25 protein-coding genes are annotated in these 24,921 nt (G+C 65.3%); 21 read left to right on the top strand and 4 right to left on the bottom strand.

Annotated elements, in window-relative coordinates:
• Positions 1-32: 32 nt before the first annotated feature.
• Complete coding sequence (locus M1B34_RS09760) at positions 33-1,205, bottom strand: NnrS family protein (protein WP_268264966.1); 1,173 nt, start codon at positions 1,203-1,205, stop codon at positions 33-35.
• 352 nt (positions 1,206-1,557) lie between these two features.
• Between M1B34_RS09760 and M1B34_RS09755 the strand changes: the two genes are divergently transcribed.
• The gene (locus M1B34_RS09755; protein WP_268264980.1) at positions 1,558-3,981 is read left to right on the top strand and encodes a hypothetical protein; all 2,424 of its coding nucleotides are present in this window, start codon (positions 1,558-1,560) and stop codon (positions 3,979-3,981) included.
• A 7-nt stretch (positions 3,982-3,988) separates the two neighbouring features.
• Here M1B34_RS09755 and M1B34_RS09750 read toward each other — a convergent pair whose 3' ends face one another.
• Positions 3,989-5,347 carry an XAC2610-related protein gene (locus M1B34_RS09750; protein ID WP_268264965.1) on the bottom strand — a complete coding sequence of 453 codons (1,359 nt, stop codon included), beginning with the start codon at positions 5,345-5,347 and terminating at the stop codon, positions 3,989-3,991.
• Between the two features lie 165 nt (positions 5,348-5,512).
• Between M1B34_RS09750 and M1B34_RS09745 the strand changes: the two genes are divergently transcribed.
• The 4 genes from M1B34_RS09745 to M1B34_RS09730 all read left to right on the top strand — a co-directional run bounded on the left by M1B34_RS09745 (position 5,513) and on the right by M1B34_RS09730 (position 10,967).
• A complete protein-coding gene (locus tag M1B34_RS09745) occupies positions 5,513-6,055 on the top strand; it encodes a sigma-70 family RNA polymerase sigma factor (protein WP_268264964.1) in 543 nt (180 codons plus the stop codon).
• Between the two features lie 5 nt (positions 6,056-6,060).
• A complete protein-coding gene (locus tag M1B34_RS09740; protein WP_268264963.1) occupies positions 6,061-7,050 on the top strand; it encodes a FecR domain-containing protein in 990 nt (329 codons plus the stop codon).
• Positions 7,051-7,208: 158 nt separating this feature from the next.
• The gene (locus tag M1B34_RS09735; protein WP_268264962.1) at positions 7,209-9,695 is read left to right on the top strand and encodes a TonB-dependent siderophore receptor; all 2,487 of its coding nucleotides are present in this window, start codon (positions 7,209-7,211) and stop codon (positions 9,693-9,695) included.
• Positions 9,696-10,133: 438 nt separating this feature from the next.
• Entirely contained in the window at positions 10,134-10,967 is an 834-nt protein-coding gene (locus M1B34_RS09730; RefSeq protein ID WP_123332364.1) for an AraC family transcriptional regulator, read from the top strand.
• 9 nt (positions 10,968-10,976) lie between these two features.
• Here the strand turns inward: M1B34_RS09730 and M1B34_RS09725 are convergent, their stop codons facing one another.
• Positions 10,977-11,564, bottom strand: a complete 588-nt coding sequence (locus M1B34_RS09725; protein WP_123334406.1) for a LysE family translocator — start codon at positions 11,562-11,564, stop codon at positions 10,977-10,979.
• 104 nt (positions 11,565-11,668) lie between these two features.
• Here M1B34_RS09725 and M1B34_RS09720 point away from each other — a divergent pair, with 104 nt between their 5' ends.
• The 16 genes from M1B34_RS09720 (at position 11,669) to dapA (ending at position 23,823) form a co-directional block, all read left to right on the top strand.
• Positions 11,669-12,178: a GNAT family N-acetyltransferase gene (locus M1B34_RS09720; RefSeq protein ID WP_268264961.1), complete on the top strand. Its 510-nt coding sequence runs from the start codon at positions 11,669-11,671 to the stop codon at positions 12,176-12,178.
• A 108-nt stretch (positions 12,179-12,286) separates the two neighbouring features.
• Positions 12,287-12,817, top strand: a complete 531-nt coding sequence (locus tag M1B34_RS09715) for a DUF3455 domain-containing protein (protein WP_268260974.1) — start codon at positions 12,287-12,289, stop codon at positions 12,815-12,817.
• Between the two features lie 113 nt (positions 12,818-12,930).
• Positions 12,931-13,482, top strand: coding sequence for a sigma-70 family RNA polymerase sigma factor (locus M1B34_RS09710; RefSeq protein WP_425273377.1), 552 nt, complete (start codon positions 12,931-12,933; stop codon positions 13,480-13,482).
• On the top strand, positions 13,479-14,186 hold the full coding sequence (locus tag M1B34_RS09705) for an anti-sigma factor (RefSeq protein WP_123332356.1): 708 nt from the start codon (positions 13,479-13,481) through the stop codon (positions 14,184-14,186). Before M1B34_RS09710 ends, M1B34_RS09705 begins: the two co-directional genes overlap by 4 nt.
• 87 nt (positions 14,187-14,273) lie before the next feature.
• Positions 14,274-14,747, top strand: coding sequence for an arsenate reductase ArsC (locus M1B34_RS09700; protein WP_268264960.1), 474 nt, complete (start codon positions 14,274-14,276; stop codon positions 14,745-14,747).
• Complete coding sequence (gene arsH, locus M1B34_RS09695) at positions 14,744-15,475, top strand: arsenical resistance protein ArsH (RefSeq protein ID WP_268264959.1); 732 nt, start codon at positions 14,744-14,746, stop codon at positions 15,473-15,475. Before M1B34_RS09700 ends, arsH begins: the two co-directional genes overlap by 4 nt.
• A 127-nt stretch (positions 15,476-15,602) precedes the next feature.
• Positions 15,603-16,286, top strand: a complete 684-nt coding sequence (locus M1B34_RS09690) for a YjfI family protein (RefSeq protein ID WP_268264958.1) — start codon at positions 15,603-15,605, stop codon at positions 16,284-16,286.
• A 26-nt stretch (positions 16,287-16,312) separates the two neighbouring features.
• Positions 16,313-17,005: a PspA/IM30 family protein gene (locus M1B34_RS09685; protein WP_268264957.1), complete on the top strand. Its 693-nt coding sequence runs from the start codon at positions 16,313-16,315 to the stop codon at positions 17,003-17,005.
• Positions 17,006-17,084: 79 nt separating this feature from the next.
• On the top strand, positions 17,085-17,639 hold the full coding sequence (locus M1B34_RS09680) for a rhomboid family intramembrane serine protease (protein ID WP_268260977.1): 555 nt from the start codon (positions 17,085-17,087) through the stop codon (positions 17,637-17,639).
• Positions 17,640-17,692: 53 nt separating this feature from the next.
• On the top strand, positions 17,693-18,343 hold the full coding sequence (locus M1B34_RS09675) for a DUF2491 family protein (protein WP_268264956.1): 651 nt from the start codon (positions 17,693-17,695) through the stop codon (positions 18,341-18,343).
• Positions 18,344-18,389: 46 nt separating this feature from the next.
• Positions 18,390-18,818 (top strand): DUF350 domain-containing protein, encoded by a 429-nt coding sequence (locus tag M1B34_RS09670; RefSeq protein WP_123332344.1) that lies wholly within the window; start codon positions 18,390-18,392, stop codon positions 18,816-18,818.
• 20 nt (positions 18,819-18,838) lie between these two features.
• Positions 18,839-19,552 carry a DUF1190 domain-containing protein gene (locus M1B34_RS09665; protein WP_123332342.1) on the top strand — a complete coding sequence of 238 codons (714 nt, stop codon included), beginning with the start codon at positions 18,839-18,841 and terminating at the stop codon, positions 19,550-19,552.
• Between the two features lie 12 nt (positions 19,553-19,564).
• Positions 19,565-20,722, top strand: coding sequence for a glutathionylspermidine synthase family protein (locus tag M1B34_RS09660; RefSeq protein WP_123332340.1), 1,158 nt, complete (start codon positions 19,565-19,567; stop codon positions 20,720-20,722).
• A gap of 118 nt (positions 20,723-20,840) precedes the next feature.
• Positions 20,841-21,572, top strand: coding sequence for a class I SAM-dependent methyltransferase (locus tag M1B34_RS09655; RefSeq protein WP_268264955.1), 732 nt, complete (start codon positions 20,841-20,843; stop codon positions 21,570-21,572).
• Positions 21,573-21,675: 103 nt separating this feature from the next.
• Positions 21,676-22,623: a sensor domain-containing diguanylate cyclase gene (locus M1B34_RS09650; RefSeq protein ID WP_268260981.1), complete on the top strand. Its 948-nt coding sequence runs from the start codon at positions 21,676-21,678 to the stop codon at positions 22,621-22,623.
• 288 nt (positions 22,624-22,911) lie between these two features.
• The gene (gene dapA, locus M1B34_RS09645; protein WP_268264954.1) at positions 22,912-23,823 is read left to right on the top strand and encodes a 4-hydroxy-tetrahydrodipicolinate synthase; all 912 of its coding nucleotides are present in this window, start codon (positions 22,912-22,914) and stop codon (positions 23,821-23,823) included.
• Between the two features lie 76 nt (positions 23,824-23,899).
• Here dapA and M1B34_RS09640 read toward each other — a convergent pair whose 3' ends face one another.
• Entirely contained in the window at positions 23,900-24,547 is a 648-nt protein-coding gene (locus M1B34_RS09640; protein WP_268264953.1) for a ribonuclease T2 family protein, read from the bottom strand.
• Positions 24,548-24,921: the final 374 nt, after the last annotated feature.

Here is a 24,921-nt window from a genome sequence, read left to right as displayed (position 1 = left end):
CGGTGGCCGCAAATCCCCCAGCGGTATCCAGCTCAGCGCCGGGCTTGCAGCAGCGGCCCGGTGTAACAGCACAAGAACGCCGCAAAGGCCGCGCACCACAGCAGCGCCGACACGCCCAGCCCTGGGGACCAGAACGGCACCAGCCAAACCCGGCACAGCCCAGCCAGGCCGATCAAGGCAAACCCGACCACCATCGGCCTGGGCGGCACCAGCGGCCGCCCGGTGTGGCCCAGGCTGACCCGGGCCAGCATCGCCAGCACCAGACCGCCCAAGCCGCCCACCGCCAGGGCGTGAGTGGCCAGGCTCTGCTGCCCCAACCCACCCAAGTGCCAGAGCGCCATGGCCAGCGCCGCCACGGCCAGCCAGGCATACGCCAGGTACAACGACCAGAGCAGCGGCACACGCCACAGGCCCGCGTCATGCCAACGCCACAGGCGCCAAAGCTGCAAGAGCGCCAGCAGCAGAAACAGCGGCGCCAGGGCTGCCCGTGGCTGCTGGCCCAGGCCGCCGGCCATGCTCAGCGCCGCCAACAGGCTCAGCACCAACAGGGCCCGGGTGGGCCAGGGCGACGATGGCGGCGTGGGCGGCCGACTCAAGCCGCGCTGGATAAAGAACGGGATCACCCGCCCGCCGATCAAGCTCATCAGTGCGGCCACCAACCACAACGCCGCCAGCACACCGCGGCGCTGCAAGGCCTCGTCAGCACTGGCGATACCCCACAAGAGCATTCCCTGGAACAGCGCCAGCAGCACCAGTATCAGCAGGATCGGGTAGTTGTCGCGTTTGCCGGCCATCCACAATTCACGCCCCAGCAGCAGGGCCAACAACGGTAGAAACAACCCTTGCAGGGCCAGGGTCCAGCCCATCGGCAACGGCAGCCACCAGGCCAGCCGCGCCATCAGCCAGACCAGCCACAGCAGGAGCAAGGGGCCGCCGTGCAGCGCTGCACGCCCGGTCCAGTTGGGGACCGCCGTCAGCAGGAACCCGGCGATGATCGCCACGGCAAACCCGAAGGGCATTTCATGCCGGTGCCAGGCCAACATTCCGCTGGACAGCGCCGGGGCCGACCACAGCCCCTGCAACCACAGCCCCCACAGGCCCAGCGCCAGGCAGGCAAAACCGGCGCCCGCGAGAAAGAACGGGCGAAAGCCCAGGCTCCACAGCGCCTGCTGGCCCAGCGGCTTCCAGCCTTCAGGCCGTGACATGGCAAGTCCTCCCCTGGCGTTGCTCCGCAGGGGGCGCAACAGGCGGCAACGGCAAACGGCGACGGGTCATGGGCAGCTCCTGATGTCTACTGGGTTCACAGAGCAGGTATCAGGTTTCATGCCAGGCCAGCAGCCCACTGAAACCTGGAGGTCCAGCCGCCACACAGTCTTAATGACTCCCTGAAAAACAGTCATTAAGACTCCATTCAGGTCAATCCGACTCCTTGCGCCACACTGCCTTTTTAGCGGCCAAACGCGTAGATTGAGCGCGCCCTGTTCCTTCTCCACGCACAAGGATGCCTCCGTGGCCAGCCCCGCCGATTCCCGTCCCGAAAAAAGCCTGTCGCGCCTGATGCTGGAGCTGTTGTGGCAATTGGCGGTGCTGCTGGTGCCGATCTTCCTGGTCACCGTGCTCCCACCCCTGCTGGCGCTGGCGACGTTGCTGGTATGCGCCGCGCTGATGACCCTAGCGGCGCGGCTGGGCTGGCCCCGGGGCGCCCGCGGCCTGGCGCGAGTGATGAGCGGCGCGGCCTTCGGCTTCGGTTTCAGCCTGGGCCGGGCCCTGCCGGCGTACTGGGACATCGCCGGCGCGGCCATCGGCATGTTCGCCGCATTGGCCTGCGTCGCCAGCCTGGAGCGCCGCCTGGGCCTGAGCCCCGCCAAACCCTCCCAGGCCGGCGCCAGCGGCGGGCCCAGCGCCTGGGGCGGCGACGAACCCCAGCACACCCCCGAAGGCCAGCCGATCCGCGTGTTCAACCACGGTGAAATTGCCATGGGCGGCCCCACTTATTGCGATTACCTGTTTCCCGATGGCGTGTTGCTGCAAGGGGTCGGTTCCTCGGCGCGCTTCTCCAACGATGGCCGCTACTTCGCTGCGACGCTGCCGTCGCGCCAGCAATGGGGCCTGCTGATTCTCGACCGCCCACAGCGGCGCCTGTACCACTGCGACTACAGCGAGTTCTGGGAACTGGACAGCTTCGCTGACGACACTCTGGACGGCCGCCACAGCCCGTTGGTGGACAACAGCCCGCGCCAGCACGGCCTTGAGCAACTGCTGCAAGGGGCCAGGGCCGTGGACCTGGTGCCGGTCGCCGACCTGTGGCTGGAGCCCGGCGCCTGGCACGAACGCCTGACCGGGGCGCCACTTGAAGAGACATCCCCCGATGGCGCCCAGCGCCTGCATGGCCAGATGGCCCTGCCCGCCAGCCTCGCCTCGTTGCCCCAGCCCCTGGAACCGCTGCGCGCGCCGCCCTATCGACTGAGCCTGAATGGCCAGGCCTCGGGCCTGCTGATCGGCGCCGAGGACAGCCGCGTATGGAGCGCCGACGGCCGTGCCCTGGCGTGTCTTGCCCGCCAGGAAAGCGACCCGGAAACCAGCAGTTATTGGCTGTGGCAACAGGATCTGGGCTGGCGCCGGCTGCCCGAACCCTGGGTGGCCAGCCCCGCAGAGCCGTCGTTCCATTGGCATCAACTGCTGAGCCTGGACGACCAGCACCTGCGCATCGACGCTTACCTGGACTGCGCCCAGCCGGACCACGGCACCTACGGCTACCGCTTGCACAGCATCCACAGCGACACCGACACCCAGGTCGGCCACGACCCGCAAGGCCGCATGCTGATCGCCGACCTGCCCCTGGCTCGCACCCAACTGGTCATGCCCCTGGACAGCCTGGGCCAGCGCGGCGCCAGCGACCTGGAGTCCGCGCCGCTGTTGGACGGCCAGCGCGCCCGCCTGAGCTGGCTGGCGGACAACCGCGATGGCCTGGGTGCCTATCGCTGCTGCATCGGCGACTGGCAACTGCCGGGGCGCTGGCAGTTGGATCATCGGGTCTCGGACTGCGGCCGCTACCTGGCGCTGTTGCCTTTTGTCGAGGCCCCGGCCGTCTGCGGTCAGGTCCAGGTGGCCGATCTGCAGCAGCGCCGTCTGCTGGCCGGGCCGCCGATGCTGCCCGTACGCCTGCTGGACTTTCGCGACGGCCGCCTGAGCCTGGCCGCCATCACCGGGCGCCTCGACAACCCGCGCCACAGCCAGCCGCTGCAACGGGCCAATCAACCGGCCCCGCCCGCCGAGGAGGCGGCAACCTTCTGCCAGGAACGCGATGATTCACGGCTGCTGTATGAAGTACTCCGGGTGCAGGTCGACGATCACTCATTGCGCCTGCTGCCCCGCTGGCGCCTGGTGGACCGGCCCCAGTCAGCCACCGCCGATGGCGACTTTATCCAGCCGGCGGCCAACGGTGAGGACGCCGCCTGGTTGTTCGGCAGCGAAACCGATTACGCCGACAGTTGCCTGCGCCCCGGCAGCCCGCGCCTGGGCGGGCATCTGCTGACCGCGTCCGGCTGTGCCCTGAGCGACCTGGCGCCGTCGATGATCTGGTCCCCCGCCGCCCGCTACCTGGCGCTGACCCGCTATTGCAGCGAGCGCAATGATCGGCAGGAGGACCGCTATGGCTGGCAAGTGCTGCTGCTGGATGTGCGTGACCACTGCCTGCGCACCTGGCCCGAGCGCCTGCACCATCGGCCGCAGTTCGAAGCCTTCAGCGGCGACAGCCTGCGCCTGCGCCTGTTCACCCGCGACTGGCAAGCCGCCGATGACGACGACTGCGGCCGCCTGCTGAAGCTGAACCTCAGCGAGCTGTTGAGCCTGCCGGGCACACCGCTGATTGAGCACCTGGGGTTGTGGCTGGACAGGGCCGAGCTGACCAATCTCAGCGCCTGGCAAGCCGTGCAACGCCCGCAAAGCCTGTACTTTGGCGCCCCCTCGGAAGAGGGCTAACAGGCGTTCACGGCTGTTTGACGTAGGTGCCAGCGATATCGCGGCCTTCATGGTTGCCCGACACCAGCAGCGCCCCCCTGAGTAACTGCACCCGGTAACCGCGCCGGGCCTGCGGGTCCCAGGCGATGGCCAGGTTGCTGGCGGTCAAGGGCACACGCTGCTGCATCACCAAGGGGGCGGCCCCGGGCTGCTCCAGGCGCAATTGCAGCTCGGCGCTGCCCAGGTCGTGGGGGTTGGGGCCGGGGATGATCTTCACGGTCAACTCGGCGCGGCGCTGGGTCGCGTCGTCGCGCATCAGGTAGCGACCGCTGCGCTGGTTGTCGGCCACCGAGCCGAGCTTGTCCGGCGCGACCTCGACGCTGACGCGTCGCAAGCTGCCGTTGAAGCGTTTGCCGCCGTGGGTCCAGACCGCACCGCGGTTGCCCTGGGCATCGTCTTCGGTGTGCACATACCAGGTGCCGCTGACCTCGCCGTTTGCGCCGGACTCCACCAGGGTCACGCTGCCGGTTTCATAGTCGCCCCCCACCACGCGGATCGGCTTGCCGCTGCCGCCACGGGGGTAGCGCACTTCACCCACCAACACTTCGCCCTGGCGCTGCCACCAGAGTTCCACCGGGAGCTTGCCATTGAGGGTGCCGCTGAACACCTCGGGCGCTTCGTTGTAGGGCCCCTCAAGGTGCGAATGTTCCTGCCACTGGCCGTTGACCAGGGTGCGGACGCTGACGTTGAAGTAATCCCGAGGCATGAAGGCCTCTTGCTCGGGAGGGTTGTAAAGTTCTTCCGTGCGCTCTTCGACCATCACCGGCAGGTTGTTGTGCACCTCCCAACTGGCGTCCTGGTGCCAGCAGCAGCCGCTTTTGGTCCAGGTGTGCAAGCGTCGGCGCTGCCCATCGGTCTCGAACATGCCCAGTTGCCCGTCGCGGGTCAGGTCGGAAAATGCCTGGCTCAATTGCAGGCGCCGGGTGGCCGGGTCGAACAGGTAGACATCGTAGGACGGCCCGCCGTAGCCGCCTTCGCTGCCATTGCGCAGGGCCAGGTCTTGCTCGCCGTCAAAGTTGAAATCGTCGAAGAACAGCACGCTCTGGTCGCCGTACATCGGCGCCTGGCCCGTGGACAGGCTTCCGTCGGTCTTGAGGGTGGCATAGGCCTCGGGCGAGACCAGGGTTTGCAGCAGTTCGCCGCTGGCCTTGTCACGCAGGCTGACGGTGACCGGCGCCGGGTCATAACTGGTGGCCGGTGCCTGGGCAAATCGCAGCTCGATGGCGTATTTCTGCGCCGGGTCCGTGAGGCGGTACACCAGTGGCTCGGCAACGGCCGAGGTGGCCAAGAGCAGGCTGGCAAGCACCAGCGCAGGGCGGATCAACATGAGACACGGCATCCTTGCAAAACCATCAGGGGCGCGCAGTTTAGCGGCAAGCCGGGGTCACCGACACGGCTCCGTAAAAGCAAACCAATATCATTTGCAGGGCAAGTGGGCTTTTTGCTTTAATCGCGATCAATTCCCATTTGCACCCTAGGCGCCCGGCGCCGGATGGACACTGTGTTTTCGACGCCACCTCCCGCTTCCGCCCTGGTCCAGAGCCTATATCACGCCCACCACCGCTGGCTCTACGAGCTGCTGCGGCGGCGCCTGAACAACGCCTGCGATGCCGCCGACCTGGCCCATGACATCTTTGTCCGGGTGCTCAAGCGGCCGCCTGCCCTGAGCGGCGACGTACACCAGCGTTCGTACCTGGCGACCATCGCCCGTGGCCTGTGCGTCGACCATTGGCGCCGGCGGCAGCTGGAACAAGCTTGGCTCCAGGCCTTGGCCGCCCGGCCCGAACCCCTGCAACCCTCGCCGGAACACCAGGCGATCATCGTCGAGACCCTGTACGAGGTGGACGCCATGCTGGCGCGCCTGCCGTCCAAGGTGCGCGAAGCCTTTCTCCTGGCCCAGCTCCATGACCTGCCCTACAAGGTCATTGGCGAACGGCTTGGCGTCGGCGAACGCATGGTCAAGAAGTACCTGGCCCAGGCGCTGATGCATTGCGCGATCCTCGAGGCCGAGCTCGACGGCCTGTTGCTGGAATGACCCCGATGAATGACGCCCAGCCCAGCAAACTCAGCCATGCCAGCCTGGAACAGGCCGCCCAGTGGTACGTGCAGTTGCACGACCAGCAGGTCACCGAGCAACAGCGCCAGCACTGGCGTAACTGGGTCGAACAGAGCCCGGAGCACCGCCTGGCCTGGGGCTATGTGGAGCGGATCAGCCAGCGTTTTGCGCCCCTGCATGACGGCGCCGGGCAACAGGCCGCGAGCCAGGCCCTGCGCAGCGCCGGTCGCAGTGCCCCGGGGCGCCGCCAGGTGCTGGGCAGCCTGTTGCTGCTGGGGGCCGGCAGCCTACTGGGTTGGGGCACCTGGCGCGGCACCCCGCTGCCCCAGGCCCTAAGCCGCTGGCGCGCGGACTACGCCACCGGCACCGGGGAAACCCACGAAGCCCGGCTCAGCGATGGCAGCCGCATCTGGCTCAATGCCCTGAGTGCCCTGGACGTGCGCTACAGCCCCATGGAGCGCCTGTTGCTGCTGCACCTGGGGGAAGTGCTGATCGACACCGCCAAGGACCCGCAACGGCCGTTTCTGCTGCAGACCGAGCACGGCCGGTTGCGGGCCCTGGGCACCCGCTTCAGCGTGCGCCAGGACCCCCAGCACAGCCTGCTCAATGTCTACCAGGGCGCAGTGGAAGTGCGCTGCGCCGACGGTGGCCAGGTGCAGGTGGTCAACGCCGGCCAACAACTGGCCTTCGACCGCTCCAGCCTGATGCCGCTGCAACCCGCCAGTGCCGCCCGCGAGGCTTGGAGCCGTGGGCTGCTGCTGGCCGACAACCTGCCCCTGGGGCAGTTGCTCGACGAACTCGGGCGCTACCGCCCCGGGCACCTGGGCTGCGACCCCGCCATCGCCAACCTGCCGGTGATGGGCACCTTCCCCCTGAAGGATTCCGATCAGGCTTTGGCATTGCTGCAAGCGGCGCTGCCGGTGCGGGTCAAACGCCTGACGGATTGGTGGGTCAGCCTCGAACCCCGGGCTTGAACGGCCAGCCCTACATCCGCGGGTTGAACCGCTGTGTTGAGCCGCCGTGACAGGCCCCTGAAAAAATTTTCCAGGGGCAGTTCCCTTTTCGTTTTCTGGTTCGGTTAACCCGGTAACAGCACTCACATTGCCGATCGATCCGATCCCAAGGGACTTCCATGCCGTCACCCCGTTTCTCTCGCCTGCGCTTGCCTTTGCGTCCTCTGGCCCTGGCCATTCCCGCCGCCCTGCTGTGCCTTGCCGCGCCGTCGGTGAACGCCACCGAAGCCCCAAGCCAGCAAGGCAGCCAACCGTTGCGCCACTACGAGATCGACCCCGGCAGCCTGATCGCCGCCCTCAACAGCTTCTCTGAGCAGGCCGGAATCTTCCTCGCCGGGCACAACGACCTGGCGGCCGACAAGCGCAGCCCGGGACTGAGCGGTGACTACAGCGTCGAACAGGCCTTGCAGCGCCTGCTCCAGGGTTCCGGCCTGCAAGCCCAGCCCCTGAGCAGCGGCGGCTACGTGCTGCAGAGCGCACCGAGCAGCAACGGCCCCCTGGAACTGGGCGCCACCAGCATCTCGGCCCAGACCCTGGGCGCCACCACCGAGGGCACCCAGTCCTACACCACCGGCGCCACCTCGTCGGCCACCGGCCTGGCGCTGTCGCTGCGGGAAACCCCGCAATCGGTGACCGTGATCACCCGCCAGCAGATGGACGACCAAGGCTCCACCAGCATCGCCGACACCCTGCGCCGAGCCCCGGGCATCAGCGTGCAGAACTACGACAGCGAGCGCTGGGAGTTCTCGGCCCGCGGCCTGCCGATCACCAATTTCCAGTACGACGGGGTCAACTCGACCTACGACGGGGTCTACGACTACGGCACCACCAGCACCGACATGGCGACCTTCGACCGGGTGGAAATCATCAAGGGCGCCAGCGGCCTGATGACCGGCGCCGGCGACCCGTCGGCCACGGTCAACCTGATCCGCAAACGCCCGACCAAGGATTTCAAGGCCTCGGTCACCGGCACCGTCGGCTCCTGGGACAGCTACCGCAGCGAGGGCGACATCTCCGGCCCGCTGACCGACAGCGGCAACGTGCGCGGGCGCTTTGTCGGGGTCTATCAGGAGCGCAAATCCAACCTGGAGCACTACCAGAACACCAAGGACATCGCCTACGGCATCCTAGAGATGGACCTGACCCCGGACACCCTGCTGACCTTCGGCATGGACCAGCAGAACACCCGCTCCCGGGGCGCCAGCTGGACCGGTTTCCCGATGTACAACAGCGACGGCTCGCGCACCCACTTCTCACGCTCGTTCAACCCGGCCACCGACTGGAGCCGCCGCGATTTCCAGACCCAGACCCTGTTCGCCTCGCTGGAACAGAAACTGGCCAATGACTGGAAGCTCAAGGTCAGCTACGACCGCAAGCACCGCGAGCACGACACCCTGCTCGGCTCGGCCAGCGGCGGCGCCCCGGACGCGGCCACCGGCAACGGCATGTTCATGTACATGGGCAAGTTCGTCGGCGACCAGACCCAGGACAATATCGACCTCAACCTCAGCGGCCCCTTCACCCTGCTGGGCCGCGAACATGAGCTGATGGCCGGTTTCACGGCGATGCACGCGCGCCAGGATGACCCGGTCTACGGCTCGGTGTACCCGATGCTGGGCAGCAGCATCTACGACTGGAACGGCCACTTCGCCAAGCCGAACATTCCCCAGTCCGGCACCGACGCGATTGTCGAGCGCCAGACCGGCGCCTACCTGGCCACCCGCCTGAAGCCCACCGACGACCTGGCCGTGATCCTCGGCACCCGGGTCAGCAACTTCAAGGCGTCGGACCACACCGATTTCTTCGACCCAGCCAAGGCCGACATCCGCACCGACTACCACCAGACCGGGGTGGTCACGCCCTACGCCGGGGTGATCTACGACCTCAATGACACCTACTCGGTGTACACCAGCTACACCAACATCTATCAGCCGCAAATGAGCAAGGACGCCCAACGCAAGCTGCTCGACCCCACGGAAGGCGACGCCTACGAGGCCGGCATCAAGGCCGAATACCTGGGTGGCCGGGTCAATGCCAGCTTCGCCGTGTTCCGCATCGAGCAGGACAACCTGGCGCAGAAAATCAGCGGTGAGGATGCCGACGCCATCTACCGGGCGATCCAGGGCGCCACCACCAAGGGCTTTGAATTCGAAGTGGCCGGCGAACTGCTGGAAGGCTGGAACCTCAGTGCCGGCTACACCTATAACCACACCCGCGACGCCAACAACGACTACGTCTACGGTTCGGTGCTGCAAACCACCGCGCCCCAGCAAGTGGCCCGGCTGTTCAGCACCTACCGCCTGCGCGGCGACCTGGACAAGCTGACGGTGGGCGGCGGGGTCAACTGGCAAAGCGAGTTCTACGGCAACGTGTTCCAGCCCAACCCCGATGACACGGTCAACTTCGGCCAGTACACGCGCATCACCCAGGACAGCTACTTCCTGGTGGATGCCATGGCCCGCTACCAGTTCAACCAGCACCTGAGCTCGACCCTCAACGTGAAAAACCTCTTCGACAAGCAGTACTACACCGGCATGGGCAACTTCGGCACCGGCTTCTACGGCGAGCCCCGCAGCCTGCAACTCACCACCAAGTGGGACTTCTAGGCCACGTAAGCCGGCTCCCACAGATGTACGGTAATCCGTGGCGGGTCGTAGGAGCTGGCTTGCCAGCGATGGCGTCGGTAAGCCTTGCGCTTGATTCAAAAACGCCATCGCCGGCAAGCCGACTCCTACAGAAGCAAGGTGATCCGTGACGGGTTGTAGGCGCTGGCTTGCCAGCGATGGCATCGGTAAGCCTTGCGCTTGACTCGAAGGCCCCATCGCCGGCAAGCCGGCTCCTACAGAAGCGGGGGATCCGGGATGGGTCGTAGGAGCTGGCTTGCCAACGATGGCATCGGTAAGCCTTGCGCTTGACTCGAAGGCCCCATCGCCGGCAAGCCGGCTCCTACAGGGCCCATTCGCAATGTGCCCTGAAAACATTCGATCCGCTGGCCCGGCGCGTTTTACACTGCCTGCCCTCCGTCCGTTTCAGGAAGCCCCGCGATGACGTCGTCCGGCGCCCAGCACTCCGATCAGGCCCCGCGTTTCTGGCGTGATGCCGCCCTGCCTTTTATCGAGGCGCGGTCCATCGCTGACGGGCGCCTGGCCTGCTATTCACGGCACTCCCACGAGCAGTTCTCCATCGGCGTCATCACCGCCGGGCAAAGCACTTATGTACACGAGCAGGCACAGTACCGGGTGGCGGCGGGCACGGTGGTGCTGATGAACCCCGGCGTGGTCCACGCCTGCAACCCCATCGACGACCAGCCCTGGTCCTATCGCATGCTGTATGTGGATACGCCCTGGCTGACTGCGCTCCAGCATGAACTGGGGTTCAGCCCGGACCAGGACTACCGCCCCTTCGCCCAGCCCTACAGTGACGACCCGGCTTTGTTCGCCGGGCTCAACCAACTGTATGAGGTGCTGGTGGATGAACAGGCCGACACCCTGCACAAACACAGCACCGCACTGAGCTTTTTCAGCGACCTGCAGCAGCGCCTGAACCCCGCCGCGACCGCGCCACGGCACAGTAACGCCAAGCTGCAACAGGCGGCACGCTTCATCCGCGAGCACTGCACCCAGGCCCTGAGCCTGGACACCATCTGCCACGCCTGCGGCCTGTCGCCGTCGTACCTGATCCGCGCCTTCAAGCAGCAATACGGCATGACGCCGCACGCCTTTCTGGTGGACCAGCGGGTGCAGTTCGCCCGTGCCCGGCTGCGCCAGGGCCAGGCGATTGCCGAGGTGGCCCTGGAAGCCGGTTTTGCCGACCAGGCGCATTTTCAGCGGGCGTTCAAACAGCACCTGGCCGCGACCCCGGGGCAATACCGCGGCTGAGCCGGCGTCTCAGGCCAGCAGCAGGTACAGGGCACAGGCCACCAGCAGCAAGGCCATGCAGCGATTGAACAGGCGCACCCCGGCAGGATGGCTGAGGTACTGGCGCAAAAAGGTCCCGGCGTAGGCCCAGCAGCCGATCGACAGGTAGCAGATCACCAGGTACACCAGCACGAACTGCCACACCAGCCGCGGCTCGCCATCCGCGGCAAAGGCCCCCATGCCCGCCACGCAAGCCAGCCAGGCCTTGGGGTTGAGCCATTGCATCAACGCGCCGTACCAGGCCGAAGGCGCCCGAGCCTGATCGCCCGAGCCCAGGCGACCGTCATCGACGGCCAGCTTCCAGGCCATGTACAACACAAAGGCCACGCCAAACAGCTGGATGCCCCGGGTCAGGAACGGCCAGCGCAACAGCAGTTCATGCAGACCCAGGCCAATCAACAGCAGCAACAGGACAAAGCCCAGGGTGGCGCCACCCACATGCCGCAGGCTCGCACGAAAACCGAAGCGTGCCCCGGAACCCAGGGCCACGATGTTCACCGGCCCCGGGGTAATGGATGCGGCCAGGGCAAAGGCCGCCATGGAAAACACTACGCTCATCATTCACGCTCACAGAATCAAGGAAAGACCGGGCGACCTTAGGCGCGGCGCCCCCTCGGCGTATTGAAGAAAACTGCCCAACCCACTCTGTGTCGGAGTTCGTCATGCCCACCTTCGAGCTGCACGCCGCCCAACGCGACGACTGGCCCTGCCTGGACAACCTGTTGCAGTTCTACCTCCATGACCTGAGCCAGTGGCTGCCCCTGCCTCTGGGGGCCCATGGGCTGTTTGCCATGCAGTCGATGGAGCCGTATTGGCGAGCGGCCGGCACCCTCCCCTGGCTGATCCGCGTCGACGGGCAACTGGTCGGTTTCGTCACCCAGGATCAGCAACGGCGCGTGGCCGGCGCGCAGTACAACCTCGGTTACCTGTTTATCTGCCGGGGCTGGCGTCGCCAGGGGCTTGGCCGCGCCGTGGTCAAGCAGCTACTGGAACGCTACAGCGGCCCATGGCAGGTGCTACACCTGGAGGCCAATCGCCCAGCCCGGCTGTTCTGGAGCCAGGTGCTTGAACAACTGAGCGGTCAGCCCTGCCTTGGCCAGCCCTGTGAGGCCGACGGCTACCCGGCCACCCTGTACCTGTGCCCGGGCCTCCCGAGCTCGTCGACAACCTGAGTGAAAAAATATTTTCAACCGACTGCATCCAAACCCTGTGCCCCGCGGGTAGTACTGTCAGCAGCCCAATGGCTGCGCAGTCGATCCCCCTTTTCTGGAGCACTGTCCATGAACCGCACATCCCTGCTCAGCCTGACCCTCTCCCTCGCCGCCACCGGCTGGCTAAGCGCCGCCCAGGCCCAAGCCGACCTGCCCGACAGCATCAAGGTGCCGGACGGGCACAAGATCGCCCTGGAAACCGTCGGCGTCGGCGAGATCACCTACGAATGCCGCGACAAAGCCAACGCCCCCGGCCAGACCGAATGGACCTTCGTCGGTCCCAAGGCGGTGCTCAACGACCGCAGCGGCAAGGCCGTCGGCGACTACTTCGGCCCGCCAGCCACCTGGCAAGCCAAGGACGGTTCGAAGATCACCGGCACCCAAGTGGCCGTGGCCCCCTCCAGCGCCGGCAACCTGCCGTACCAGTTGGTCAAGGCCAACCCCGCCGAAGGCAAGGGCGCCATGAGCGGCGTGACCTATGTGCAGCGCGTGGCCCTCAAGGGTGGCGTGGCCCCGAGCACGCCGTGCACCGCCGCCGAGAAAGGCAAAAGCCAGCAGGTCAAGTACCAGGCCGACTACCTGTTCTGGGCCGCTAAATAAACCGCAACAAAAGGCCGGACAAGCCGTGGGAAAACTGATCTACGCTGCTGTGCAGATGCCCCGGCCATCCGGCCGGGGTTACTGCTCTTCATGGACGGCCCCCACCCTTGTCCCTGCCTGAAGCCCTATTCGATTACCCGGCCTGCCTGGCGGCCTGCGCCCGTGGCGAGCGCCCCGCCCTGGAGGCCCTGTACCGCCAGGAAGGCCCACGCCTGCTGGGGGTAGCCAAACGCCTGGTGGGCGACGGCGCCCTGGCCGAAGACATCGTCCACGACGCCTTTATCCGCATCTGGAACGGCGCCGGCAGCTTCGACCCGACCCGGGGCGACGCCCGGGGCTGGATTTTCAGCGTGACCCGGCACCTGGCCCTGAACCTGATCCGCCGTAACGGCCGGGAAGTTCACGTCGGTGAGGAAAGCGCCCTGCAAGCCCTGGCCGAGGCGCAGGAACCGGACGTCTATGGCGCGCCATCCGCCATGGCCGATGAGCAGCGCATCCACCGCTGCCTGGAGCAACTGCAACCCGAGCGGCGCCAGTGCATCCTCCACGCCTACGTGGACGGTTACTCCCACGGGGAGATTTCACAGAAGACCGGCACGCCACTGGGCACGGTCAAAGCCTGGATCAAACGCAGCCTGGCGGCATTGCGGGAGTGCATGGGATGAACAACGGTGCAGCAGATGACGACCACGATGCACTCCAGGCCCTGGCTGGCGAGTACGTATTGGGCAGCCTGCCGGCGGAGCAGCGCGATCAGGTCGAGCAACGCCTGCCCTATGAGCCGGCCCTGCGCGCCGCGGTGGATGCCTGGGAGCAACGCCTGCATCCGCTGACAGCCCTGGTGCCGCCCCAGCAGCCTTCGCCGCAACTCTGGCGTCGCATCGAACGCAGCCTGCAGCAGGATCGGCGCCCCGCCCAGGTCGCCACGCCCTGGTGGAACCTGCTGGCCCTGTGGCGCGGTCTGGCGGCTGCCGGCCTGGCGGCGAGCCTGGTGCTCGGTAGCCTGTTGCTGACCCGTGCGCCCCCGGCCCCCAACTACCTGGTGGTGCTGGTGGCGCCCCAGGACAAGGCCCCGGGCTGGGTGGTGCAGGCCAGCGACCCACGCGAACTGCAATTGATCCCCCTGGGGGTGATCGAGGTGCCGAGCGACAAGGCCTTGGAGTTCTGGACCAAGGCCGATGACTGGCAGGGGCCGGTGTCCCTCGGGCTGGTCAAGCCCGGCCAACCGCTGCGGGTGCCGCTGGATCGGCTGCCTCCGCTGCAAGCCAATCAGCTGTTCGAGCTGACCCTGGAAAACCCCAACGGCTCGCCGATCGGCAAACCCACCGGGCCGGTGCAATTCATTGGGCGCGCGGTCAAGGTGCTGTAGCACCCGGCACCGCAGGTGCGGCGAGCGACTTGGCAGCGCGCATTGGCATGCGTATATTCGAATATTCATATATACGAGCCACCACCGATGAACATTCTGTTTATGTGCACCGCCAACAGCTGTCGCAGCGTGTTGTCCGAAGCCCTGTTCAATCACCTCGCCCCCACCGGCCTGCACGCCGTGAGCGCCGGCAGCTTCGCCAGCGGCCAACTCAATGCCCAGGCCCTGGCGACGTTGAGCCGGGCCGGCGTGTCCATCGAGGGGCTGTACAGCAAAGGTTCGGACGCCTTCGCCGATGCACCGCCCGATGTCGTTATCAGTGTCTGCGACAAGGCCGCCGGCGAACCCTGTCCGGTGTACTTCGGGGCGGCCATAAAAAGCCATTGGGGCCTGGCCGACCCCGCCGATGTGCAGGGCAGCGAAGCCCAGGTCGAGGCGGCGTTCGCCCACACCGAAGGCATCATCCGCCGACGCCTGGCCGCCTTCTTCGCCCTTGACCTGCCGCGCCTGTCCAGCGCCGAACTCAAGGCGCAACTGGACCGGATCGGAGCCCTGGGATGAATCACCATAAGGATGTTGACCCGCACCTGCCCAACCTCGACCCGCAGTTGCTCACGCCACCCCAGCCCCATCAACTGGAAGGCCTGGCCAGCCTCAGCCATCCGCCGCGCATCCTGCTGCTCTATGGCTCGACCCGGGAACGCTCATTCAGCCGCCTGTTGACCGAGGAGGCGGCGCGCATCCTGCGCTACCTGGGCGCCGACACCCGAATCTTCGACCCCAGCGGCCTGCCCCTGCCCGACGACGCCCCCGTGGAACACCCCAAGGTCCAGGCCCTGCGTGACGCGGTGCTGTGGTCCGAGGGCCAGGTCTGGTGCTCGCCGGAACGCCATGGCGGCCTGTCGGCGGTGTTCAAGGCACAGATCGACTGGATCCCCCTGGCCTTGGGCGCTGTCCGGCCGACCCAGGGCAAGACCCTGGCGCTGATGCAAGTCTGTGGCGGCTCGCAGTCATTCAACACGGTCAATCAGATGCGGATCCTGGGGCGCTGGATGCGCATGTTCACCCTGCCCAACCAGTCCTCGGTGCCCAAGGCCTTCGCCGAATTCGACGAGGCCGGGCGCATGGCCCCTTCGGCCTATTACGATCGGGTGGTGGACGTCATGGAGGAACTGATGAAGTTCACCCTGTTGCTGCGCGGCCGCGCGGACTGCCTGGTGGACCGCTATTCCGAGCGCAAGGAAAGCGCCGACGCCCTCTCACGCCGGGTCAACCAGCGCGCCCTCTGAAGCGTGCAACGTGCCGACACATATCTTCCGGCCCAAGGCTGAAAAATATCACGCGTGAGATATTTACCGCCTGAAGAATCAGGCGTAGATTTCTCACACGTGATACGTGACCAACGGAGTCACCCTGATGAAAAGCCCCGAAAACCCGTCCGATGCTGCGCAAGCGCCCTCCGAGAATTCCCAGGGATCGCGCTCGAAAGCCACCGGCAAGAAACCGTCGAGCTTCTACATGAAGCAGATGCGTGCGGGCCTGAGTGGCGCCGGTTATGTGAAACATGAAACTTGGGTACTCCCGGAAAACCGCAGCGTACTCAAGCACCTTGAAAAGAAACTGCGCCAACCCCTGATGGCAGGCGCACCGGTATTGGAGAACTACATGATCGCAGGTGAAAACTGGACCATCGACCGCCTCTTCAGCGCCCTACAGGCCCTGGATGAAGTGGCCTCGAACGAAATCACCCTGAGCCTGATCCAGGGTTCCGAGCAGAGCATCAAGCTGGACATGAACGATTTCGGCGGCCTGCCAATCTACGTCGCGGTGGTGGGTGAGCAGATCATCGTCGACACCGTGCTGGTGGACCTGGAGTCGATCAACGACGTGCCCCGTTTCAACGACGCCGTGTTGCGCAGCCGCGAAATGTTCCCGTTGTCGTCCATCGGCATCGAGTCCATGCCCAACGGCCAGACCGTCTACAACATGTTCGGCGCCCTGAGTTCGGGCTCGAACCTGACCAACGTGGTCACCGAAATCAAAACTCTGGTGGACAACGTGCAGCGTGCCACCGAAGCCTTCGAAAGCTTCTTCAACTGATTGCCGAGCCCCTGGAGTAACGCCACATGACTCAATCCATCTGGAACAAACTGTTTACCGCCCTGCGCGGCGGCGCCAACGAAGTCGGCGAATCCATTGTCGACCAGCAGGCCCTGCGCATCCTCGACCAGGAAATCCGCGACGCCGACGGTGCCCTGGCCAACGCCAAGCGCGAGCTGGTGACCATCATGGCCAAGCACAAGCTCAGTTCGGAGCGCGCGGCCGAATACAACACCAAGATCGCCGACCTGGAAACCAAGGCCGTGGCCGCCCTGCAGGCCAACCGTGAAGACCTGGCCCTGGAAGTGGCCGAAGCCATCTCAGGCCTGACCACCAGCCTCGACGCCGAGCAGAAGCAAGCCGCCGAGTTCGGTGCCTACGCCGAGAAAATGCGCAAGGACATCAGCAAGGCCGAAGCGCGGATCAAAAGCCTGCGCCAGCAAGTGGACATGGCCAAGGCCCGGGAAAGCGTGCAGAAGGCCCAGGTCAGCGCGTCCATCGCCAGTGGCGGCGCCAACGGCAAGCTGGAAACCGCCGTCGGCACCCTTAACCGCCTGCAAGCCAAGCAGGATCAGCGCGCCGCCGAACTGGAGGCCCATGAAGAGCTGTCCGAAGCGGCCAACGGCAATGACCTGGATCGCCGCCTGCGCGAAGCCAACATCATTCCCGACCAGGGCAGCGCCAACGCCATTCTCGAGCGCTTGAAGAACAAGCAGTAAGGATGGCCGCGGCACCCGGCAAGCCAGGGCCTGGTACCTGCGCTTGCCGCGTGCCGTTTTTTTTGCTCAAGGAACCCCCATGAACGGTTTCAAGACCCTGGCCGGCCTGGCCCTGTTGATGCTTGCGGTGCAGGTGTTGAACAGCGCCAGCGGCTACAGCCTGAACCACTTCGGCCTGATCCCGCGCACCCTCCAGGGCTTGCCGGGGATCGTGCTGGCGCCCTGGCTCCACGGCTCCTTCGCGCACCTGGCGTCCAACCTGGTACCGTTCCTGATCCTCGGCGGCCTGGTCATGGCCGAAGGTCGCCAGCGTTTCGTCAGCGTCAGCCTGGTCGTGATCCTGCTGGGCGGCGCCCTGGTCTGGCTGTTCGGTTTCCGCGGCGTGCATGTCGGCGCCAGCGGCTGGGTCTTCGGTTTGTGGGGCTACATTCTGTCCCGGGCCTGGTTCGAACGCAGTTGGCGCAGCCTGCTGGCCGCTGCGGTCACGCTGTTTTTGTACTCGGGCCTGGTGTTCGGCTTCCTGCCACGGGCCGGGGTGTCCTTCGAGGGGCACCTGGCCGGAGCCTTCGCCGGCTTTATCGCTGCAAAAATCCTTCTATCCCGAGCCCGGCCGATGTCTAATGCGGCCCGATAACGGCCGCACGCCGCACTGGACATCGCCTCCACCCGCCTCAAGGACTTCAACCAATGGGATGGTTTAAACAGTTGCTGGGCTTTGAAGCCCCGAAAACCCAGGCCGTCGCCCCCAGCGCCGGCCCCCTTGGCCTGCGCCAGGGCCTGGGCCTGAGCTTCGACCCGACCCTCAAGCTGCTGCTCGACGGCCAGAGCGCCGTGGTGATCCCCGACAGCCAGCAGATCTGGGCCGAAGGCCGGGTCGAGCTGGGCCAGTCCAACTGGCTTTCGCGCTACTACCTGAACGACCAGGACTACTGGTTGCAGGTGCACACCAGCGGCGCGGCCGATGGACAGGTCGAATCGGTGATCCTGTTCAACTACCTGAGCTACGTGACCATCAGCAGCGAAGCCGAACTGCGTCGCCTGGCCGGCCCCGACAGCCTGATCGGCTTGCCGAGCTACAACCATGACGCCGTGGAATACACTCGCGAATGGGGCACCGAAGCCGGGCAGACCGAGCTGGTGGCCTTTATGGAACAGGTACGCAACCCGGACGAGGCCTACGCAGTCGAACATCGGGCCATGCTCTATGCCCGGGACACCGGCCTCACCGACCGTCGTGAATTCCTGCTGTTCTCCGTCGAAGAAGACGCCGAGGGCAGCATCAGCCTCAGCACTTCCCTGGGTATATCCCTGTACGGCACCGACTTGCAGATCATCTGACGTGCACCTGATCTGATTGGCACCTCCTCTAAAAAGGACCCGCACCATGCTTGAAGCACTCTCCATTTCCCTGAACAAGTTCGCCGTGCTCGGCTTTCTCAGCTACATCCTCGGCGCTGCGGTGATTTTCGCCCTGTTCCAGTTCGTCTACACGCGCATGACCCCGCACAAGGAATTCGAGCTGATCCGTGCCGGCAACGTGTCGGCCGCCATTGCCCTGGGCGGCGCCATCATTGGCTTTGCGATTCCTGCCAGCAACGTGATCGCCTACTCCATCAGCCTGCTGGACTTCGTGGTCTGGGCAGTGATCGCCGCCGTGGTGCAACTGCTCGCGTTCCTGATGACCAGCCTGGTGCTCAAGGGCGTCTCGGAACGCATCCGCCAGGGCGAACTCGCCGCCGGCATCTACGTCGCCGCCGTGGCCATCAGCGTCGGCCTGCTCAACGCCGCCTGCATGACCCCCGCACAAAACTGATCGACTGGACGGAACCCTCGATGAAACGAAGTCAATACGTTCAGCTGTCCCTGGCCGCCTCGGTGGCCCTGGCCATCTCCGGTTGCGGTGGTGAGCCGGACGGCATTTCGGTGCAACAGAAATTCAACTTCCAGTCGGTGCAGGAATGCGTCGACGGCAAGATCGCGGTGGACATCTGCTCCGACGCTTACATCAGGGCCATGGCCGAGCACCGCAGCCAGGCGCCGGTGTATGACAACCAGGCCGACTGCGACGCCGACTTTGTCGCGGACTGGTGCCAGCAGGATTCCAGCGGCAAGTTCATCCCGAAAATGGGCGGCTTTGAAATTGCCGCCAGCGGCACTTTCACCCAGGCCGAAGTCGACGCCGCCCGCGCCGCAGGCGTCGCCGATGGCAGCCAGGCTTCGGGTTCGGGCAGCTCGGTCAACGGCCTGCTCACCGGCCTGCTGATCGGCAACATGCTCAGCGGCGGCAACCGCAACTATTACTCCGAGCCGGTCTATCGCTACCGCGACAACCGCGGCGGTTACAGCAACTCGACCCTGAACCAGCGCATCGACAACGGCACCACGTTCAGCAAGTCGCGCCAGGTGCAAAGCGGCAACAGCTTCAAGAACACCCGGCCGATTTCCGTGTCCTCGGCCACCTCCCGCGGCGGCTTCGGCAGCCAGTCCAGTGCCCGCAGTGGCTGGGGCGGCGGGTCGAGCAAGGGCTTCGGGCGTTCGAGCAGTTAAGGAGCCACGGCCATGAAGAAGATCGCCTGCAAGGAACGCCCGGACTGGCGCCAGACCGCGGAGAAACTCGGCTTCCTGTTCCACACCATCGACGGTGAAGCCTATTGGGATGAAAGCGCCTACTACCAGTTCAGCCTCAAGCAGATCGAGAACGACCTGGAAGACCCCACCACCGAGATCCACGAGATGTCCATGGACCTGGTGGACAAGGTGGTGCACAGCGAGGAATTGCTCGAGCGCCTGAGCATTCCGCCAGCGTTCTACGACCTGATCCGCACCTCATGGCTGGAGGGGCACCCGCACCTGTACGGGCGCCTGGACTTCTCCTACAGCGGCCAAGGCCCGGCCAAGCTGCTCGAACTGAACTACGACACCCCCACCAGCCTCTACGAAACCGCCGCGTTCCAATGGGGCTGGCTGGAGCAGAACATCGAGCGCGGCCTGCTGCCCCGCCACGCCGACCAGTTCAACAGCATCGATACCCGCCTGCACCAGGCCTTTGCCCATCTGGGGATCAAGCGGCCGTTCTACTTCGCCTCGATGAAAGCGTCGGTGGAAGACAAGGCCACCACCGATTACCTGCGCCTGATCGCGGAAAAGGCCGGCATCGAATCGCGGCACATCGACGTCGAAGACATCGGCCTCAACGCCGAGGGGCGCTTCGTCGACCTGCAGGAGCGTTGGATCCCCCACCTGTTCAAGCTGCACGCCTGGGAGTTCATCTTCCACGAGCCGTTCGGCGCAGCCATCGCCCAGTGCGACACGCAGTTTTTCGAACCGCCGTGGAAGGCCATCCTTTCCAACAAAGGCATCCTGCCGCTGCTCTGGGAGTTCCATAAGGGCCACCCCAACCTGCTGGAAACCCACCTCGATACCCATCCGTCCCGGGCCGTGCCCAAAGGCTGGGTGCGCAAACCGTTCTTCTCCCGCGAGGGCGCCAACATCGAGTTGCGCACCGAGGACGACCTGCTGGTCAAGGAAGACGGTCCCTACACCGATGCGCCCTACATCCTCCAGGCCCTGGCGCCACTGCCGCGCTTTGACGACAGCTACACCCTGATTGGCTCCTGGGTCATCGGCGACCAGGCCGCCGGCATCGGCGTGCGCGAGGACGACAGCCTGATCACCAAGGACTCCAGCCGCTTCCTGCCGCACCTGATCCTCGACTGAAGGCGTCACGCGCTCTGCGCACTGCATTCCTCAGAGGAATGCAGTGCAGTCGAAAGATGAATTTTATTTATTATTTCCCTGGCGCTACCGTCATCGGACCTTAACCCGAGGACTCGCCATGTCAGCCAGCACCCCCTCCAGCGCAGAAAAGTTCGACGCCGCCCGAGCCGACGAATACGCCCAGCAAAGCCGCATCGCCCTGGCCGGCTACGAAGCCTGCCATGAATTGGCCGCCTGCCTGCTGGCCGCGAGCCTGGGCACAGGGCGTGAGGCACGCGTCCTGGTGGTGGGCGTGGGCGGAACCGCCCAGGAAATTCTCTGCGCAGCGGCGCTGGAACCGCGGTGGCAATTCACCGCCGTCGACCCTTCGGCGGCCATGCTCGAACCCGCCGTGGCGCAATTGCGCAAGCATCAGCTGCTGGACCGCACCGAGGTGCACCTGGGCACCCTCGACAGCCTGGCCCCGAGCGAACCCTATGACGCCGCCACCTTGATTGGGGTCCTGCATCACTTGCCCGGCGATGACGCCAAGCAGCAGATCCTGCAGGCCATCAGCCAGCGCCTGAAACCCGGCGCGCCGCTGATCCTCGCCGGCAATCACCAGGCCTACGCCAGTCAGCCATTGCTGCTGGCCGCCTGGGGCCAGCGTTGGCGGCAACAGGGCGCCAGTGCCGATCAGGTGCAGGCCAAACTCGGCAAAATCCTCCAGGGTGCCGACCCGCCAGCCTCCGAAGCTGCGGTCCAGGCCTTGCTGCAGGACGCCGGGTTCGATGCCCCGCTGCGGTTTTTTTCCAGCCTGTTCTGGGGCGCCTGGATCGCCCACAAAGCCGCCGCCCACCACGCCAGCTAAGCCCGGGGTGCGTCCGTCGCCTCGCTGGCAATAGGCCTTGATTCGCCCGGCGCATCGCCGCCATGCTGCGGCTGTTTTTTTTCGCGCCGAGGCCCCGACCGTCATGAGCTCCGCCATTCCTACTGCCGAACCCGACAGCGATGTCTACAAGACCCTGCTGGAGTCCACACAGGCGATTCCCTGGCGCATCGACTGGAAGACCATGACCTTCAGCTACATCGGCCCACAGATCGAACGCCTGCTGGGCTGGCCCCAGGACAGCTGGCTCGGGGTCAATGACTGGGTGGAGCGCATGCACCCGGACGATCGCGACTATGTGGTGGAGTTCTGCGTGTCCCAGTCCCGGGCTGGCATCGACCACGAAGCCGACTACCGGGCCCTGACCCGGGACGGCGACTACGTGTGGATTCGCGATGTGGTGCACGTGGAGCGCAAGGACGGCGAGGTGCAGGCGCTGATCGGCTTCATGTTCGATATCAGCGAACGCAAGAAGACCGAGGAACATCTGCTGCGCCTGCAGAAACAGCTGGAGGAGTATTCCTTCCAGGACGGTCTGACCGGCATCGCCAACCGACGCATGTTCGACACCGTGCTGGCGCGCGAATGGACCAGCGCCCAACGCACCGGCCTGCCGCTGAGCCTGATCATGCTGGATATCGATTATTTCAAGCAGTACAACGACCGCTACGGCCATATCCAGGGCGACGACTGCCTGCGCCGCGTGGCCCAGACGCTGGCACAGGCGGCCAATCGGCCCCGGGACTTTATCGCCCGCATCGGCGGTGAAGAGTTTGTCTGGCTGCTGCCGGAAACCGATGGCGAGGCCGCGCGCCAGGTGGCGGACAAATGCCTGCACCTGATTCGCCAACAACAAATCACCCATGAAGCCTCAAGCGTCTCCAACCTGCTGACCCTGAGCCTCGGCGTAGGCACCACGGAGGCCACCGCCGACGGCTCGGCCCTGGGCTTTGTCGAGCAGGTTGATCGGCTGCTGTACCAGGCCAAACACAATGGGCGCATGGGCGCGGCATTCTCGGTATTTCGCGATTGACAAAATCGCCGCCGACTTTTAAAACTGTGCGCCTGATTTCCGAGTGTGCCGGCCTTTATGACCTTCGTTCGCGACCTTGACCTTTGCGCCATTGGCTTGATTGCCAAGGCCCGGGTTCGCGTGGCTTGCACCTCTAAATCGAAGAAACAGTCGCTCATGTGATCGGGGCGCTGTGTCCCGTCAGATGAGCTGACAGGACCACCAGCGCGACGGACACCCTTCCCCCCTGCTGACCTCCCTCTTCTCTTCTGGCGGCGACCCAAACGGTCAACCTTCAGGAGAATACGCATGTCATCGTTTCAAGGTATCTGGGTCCCTATCGTCACGCCGTTCAGTGCGGGCGCCATCGACTTTCCCGCGCTCCGGCGCCTGACCGCGCACCTGCTGGACAGCGGCGTGGCCGGGTTGGTGGTCTGCGGCACCACCGGCGAGGCCGCCGCCCTGAGCAAGGCCGAACAATTGGCAGTGCTCGACGCCGTGCTGGAGCTGGCGCCACCCCGGCAAGTGGTGATGGGCCTGGCCGGCAACCACCTGGACGACCTGCTGGCCATGCAGCGCGCCATCCTCGAACGCCCGGTGGCCGGGCTGTTGGTGCCGGCACCCTATTACATCCGGCCCTCCCAGGCCGCCCTGGAAACCTTCTTCACGACCGTGGCCGACGCCTCCAGCGTGCCGCTGATTCTCTATGACATTCCGTATCGCACCGGCACCACGTTCCACATCAGCACCCTGCTGAACATCGTGCGTCACCCACGGATCGTGGCAATCAAGGACTGCGGGGGCAATCTGGACAACACCCTGGCGCTGCTGGCCAGTGGCGACGTGGACGTGCTGTGCGGTGAAGACCAACAGGTGTTCAACGCCTTGTGCCTGGGGGCCACTGGCGCGATTGCCGCCTCGGCCCAGGTCAGCCCGGCGCTGTTCGTGCGTTTGCAGCACCAGGTCGAGGCCCAGCAACTGAGTGCGGCGCGGGCCACCTTCTTCGAACTGCTGCCGCTGATTCGGCACCTGTTCAGCGAACCCAACCCGGCGGTGGTGAAAAGTGCCCTGGCACTCCAGGGCCTGATCGGCGATGAATTGCGCGCACCGATGCAAGGCTGCCTGCCCGCCACCGTGGAACGCCTGCAGGCACTGCTGAACCCCACTCCGGACAGGCACATCCCTTCAGCCATGCCCTACCCGGCCAGCGCCAGTCTTTAGGCGCTCCCTTGTCGATGATGGCGCCCCAGCAAACGACGCCATCGCCGACACGCCTCACCCTGGCTCAAGGCAACCGTCAACGCACTGGCGGCAAGCGAATCGGACCGCTGCGACACTGGTTTTTCACGCCACGGCCGCACGGGCCAAAATCCAGGTCGCGGGTCAGGCACACGCGCACCTCGGAAAGCTCAGGCCCGCGACACACCACGGCCAGGCCATTCTCGGCCAGTTGCGGGTTACTTTGACGGAACAACCGCACCACTTCACGGGCCTCCAGGTAACGCACCTGGTCGGACGGCTGCAACGCCTCGGGGATCTGCACCACCGCCAAAGCTTTGTCGGTGACCTCCAGATAATCCAGGGGCGTCAGGCCGCTGCAAGTGCCGTGCTTTTTCCATTCGTGCTGCAACAAGCGGGCAGTGGGGAACAACGTCAAACCTTTGGCTCTCGCCTCACGACTCAACCCGGTCAAGGGCGGGCAGGACTGGGGCCAGCCACCGGCAGCGTATTGCGGCCACAGGCCATGCAGGACAAACCCATACCCCTTGCCCAGGCACTGGGGGTTTTGCGGCTGGCTCAAACAGAAGGTCGGCGACCACGACAAGCTCAGCAGGTAATAGTCAAAAACCCCCGCCACCGCCTCAGTCTGCGACCGCGCCTGGCTCGGGGCTGCCAGGTTGAATGCCAAGGCGACGAACAGCGCCATTCTCCACAGTGTCTTCATCAAGGCTCTCTATAATGGGAAGTCATCACGCCAAGTAACCAGCACTTGGCCATTGTCAGGGTTCTGCCACAGCACTGCGCCATGCTTTGGATTGAGCCACACCCGCCGTTCGGCACAAATGCGTATAAAAAAGTGTCGCGATTGACACAGAGTGCCTCAAAGAAGATGCCTTCTGCGCGCCTATCAGGGCATCACCTAAACAACGCCAAAACGCCGCCGATATCAGAGGATGGGTCGAAAACTGCATTTTCCGGCGTCGATTGCTCCCGATAGATTGGATCCAAATCAACTTCCGACGAACGATTCGCGGCACAATACGACCGCCAGCGCCACCGACCAAGCGCTTTAGACCAATGCTTTCAAGGCTATATAGG

Source organism: Pseudomonas morbosilactucae (assembly GCF_023241715.1).
Classification (GTDB): Bacteria; Pseudomonadota; Gammaproteobacteria; order Pseudomonadales; family Pseudomonadaceae; genus Aquipseudomonas; species Aquipseudomonas morbosilactucae.
The sequence above is the reverse complement of the archived record's forward strand: the minus strand, read 5'-3'. Positions and strand labels throughout refer to the sequence as shown.

Excerpts from the sequence above, each read along its gene's own strand:
- M1B34_RS09760 (WP_268264966.1), bottom strand. The coding sequence starts at position 1,205 with ATGTCACGGCCTGAAGGCTGGAAGCCGCTGGGCCAGCAGGCGCTGTGG.
- M1B34_RS09755 (WP_268264980.1), top strand. The coding sequence starts at position 1,558 with ATGCTGGAGCTGTTGTGGCAATTGGCGGTGCTGCTGGTGCCGATCTTC.
- M1B34_RS09750 (WP_268264965.1), bottom strand. The coding sequence starts at position 5,347 with ATGTTGATCCGCCCTGCGCTGGTGCTTGCCAGCCTGCTCTTGGCCACC.
- M1B34_RS09745 (WP_268264964.1), top strand. The coding sequence starts at position 5,513 with ATGGACACTGTGTTTTCGACGCCACCTCCCGCTTCCGCCCTGGTCCAG.
- M1B34_RS09740 (WP_268264963.1), top strand. The coding sequence starts at position 6,061 with ATGAATGACGCCCAGCCCAGCAAACTCAGCCATGCCAGCCTGGAACAG.
- M1B34_RS09735 (WP_268264962.1), top strand. The coding sequence starts at position 7,209 with ATGCCGTCACCCCGTTTCTCTCGCCTGCGCTTGCCTTTGCGTCCTCTG.
- M1B34_RS09730 (WP_123332364.1), top strand. The coding sequence starts at position 10,134 with ATGACGTCGTCCGGCGCCCAGCACTCCGATCAGGCCCCGCGTTTCTGG.
- M1B34_RS09725 (WP_123334406.1), bottom strand. The coding sequence starts at position 11,564 with ATGAGCGTAGTGTTTTCCATGGCGGCCTTTGCCCTGGCCGCATCCATT.
- M1B34_RS09720 (WP_268264961.1), top strand. The coding sequence starts at position 11,669 with ATGCCCACCTTCGAGCTGCACGCCGCCCAACGCGACGACTGGCCCTGC.
- M1B34_RS09715 (WP_268260974.1), top strand. The coding sequence starts at position 12,287 with ATGAACCGCACATCCCTGCTCAGCCTGACCCTCTCCCTCGCCGCCACC.
- M1B34_RS09705 (WP_123332356.1), top strand. The coding sequence starts at position 13,479 with ATGAACAACGGTGCAGCAGATGACGACCACGATGCACTCCAGGCCCTG.
- M1B34_RS09700 (WP_268264960.1), top strand. The coding sequence starts at position 14,274 with ATGAACATTCTGTTTATGTGCACCGCCAACAGCTGTCGCAGCGTGTTG.
- arsH (WP_268264959.1), top strand. The coding sequence starts at position 14,744 with ATGAATCACCATAAGGATGTTGACCCGCACCTGCCCAACCTCGACCCG.
- M1B34_RS09690 (WP_268264958.1), top strand. The coding sequence starts at position 15,603 with ATGAAAAGCCCCGAAAACCCGTCCGATGCTGCGCAAGCGCCCTCCGAG.
- M1B34_RS09685 (WP_268264957.1), top strand. The coding sequence starts at position 16,313 with ATGACTCAATCCATCTGGAACAAACTGTTTACCGCCCTGCGCGGCGGC.
- M1B34_RS09680 (WP_268260977.1), top strand. The coding sequence starts at position 17,085 with ATGAACGGTTTCAAGACCCTGGCCGGCCTGGCCCTGTTGATGCTTGCG.
- M1B34_RS09675 (WP_268264956.1), top strand. The coding sequence starts at position 17,693 with ATGGGATGGTTTAAACAGTTGCTGGGCTTTGAAGCCCCGAAAACCCAG.
- M1B34_RS09670 (WP_123332344.1), top strand. The coding sequence starts at position 18,390 with ATGCTTGAAGCACTCTCCATTTCCCTGAACAAGTTCGCCGTGCTCGGC.
- M1B34_RS09665 (WP_123332342.1), top strand. The coding sequence starts at position 18,839 with ATGAAACGAAGTCAATACGTTCAGCTGTCCCTGGCCGCCTCGGTGGCC.
- M1B34_RS09660 (WP_123332340.1), top strand. The coding sequence starts at position 19,565 with ATGAAGAAGATCGCCTGCAAGGAACGCCCGGACTGGCGCCAGACCGCG.
- M1B34_RS09655 (WP_268264955.1), top strand. The coding sequence starts at position 20,841 with ATGTCAGCCAGCACCCCCTCCAGCGCAGAAAAGTTCGACGCCGCCCGA.
- M1B34_RS09650 (WP_268260981.1), top strand. The coding sequence starts at position 21,676 with ATGAGCTCCGCCATTCCTACTGCCGAACCCGACAGCGATGTCTACAAG.
- dapA (WP_268264954.1), top strand. The coding sequence starts at position 22,912 with ATGTCATCGTTTCAAGGTATCTGGGTCCCTATCGTCACGCCGTTCAGT.
- M1B34_RS09640 (WP_268264953.1), bottom strand. The coding sequence starts at position 24,547 with ATGAAGACACTGTGGAGAATGGCGCTGTTCGTCGCCTTGGCATTCAAC.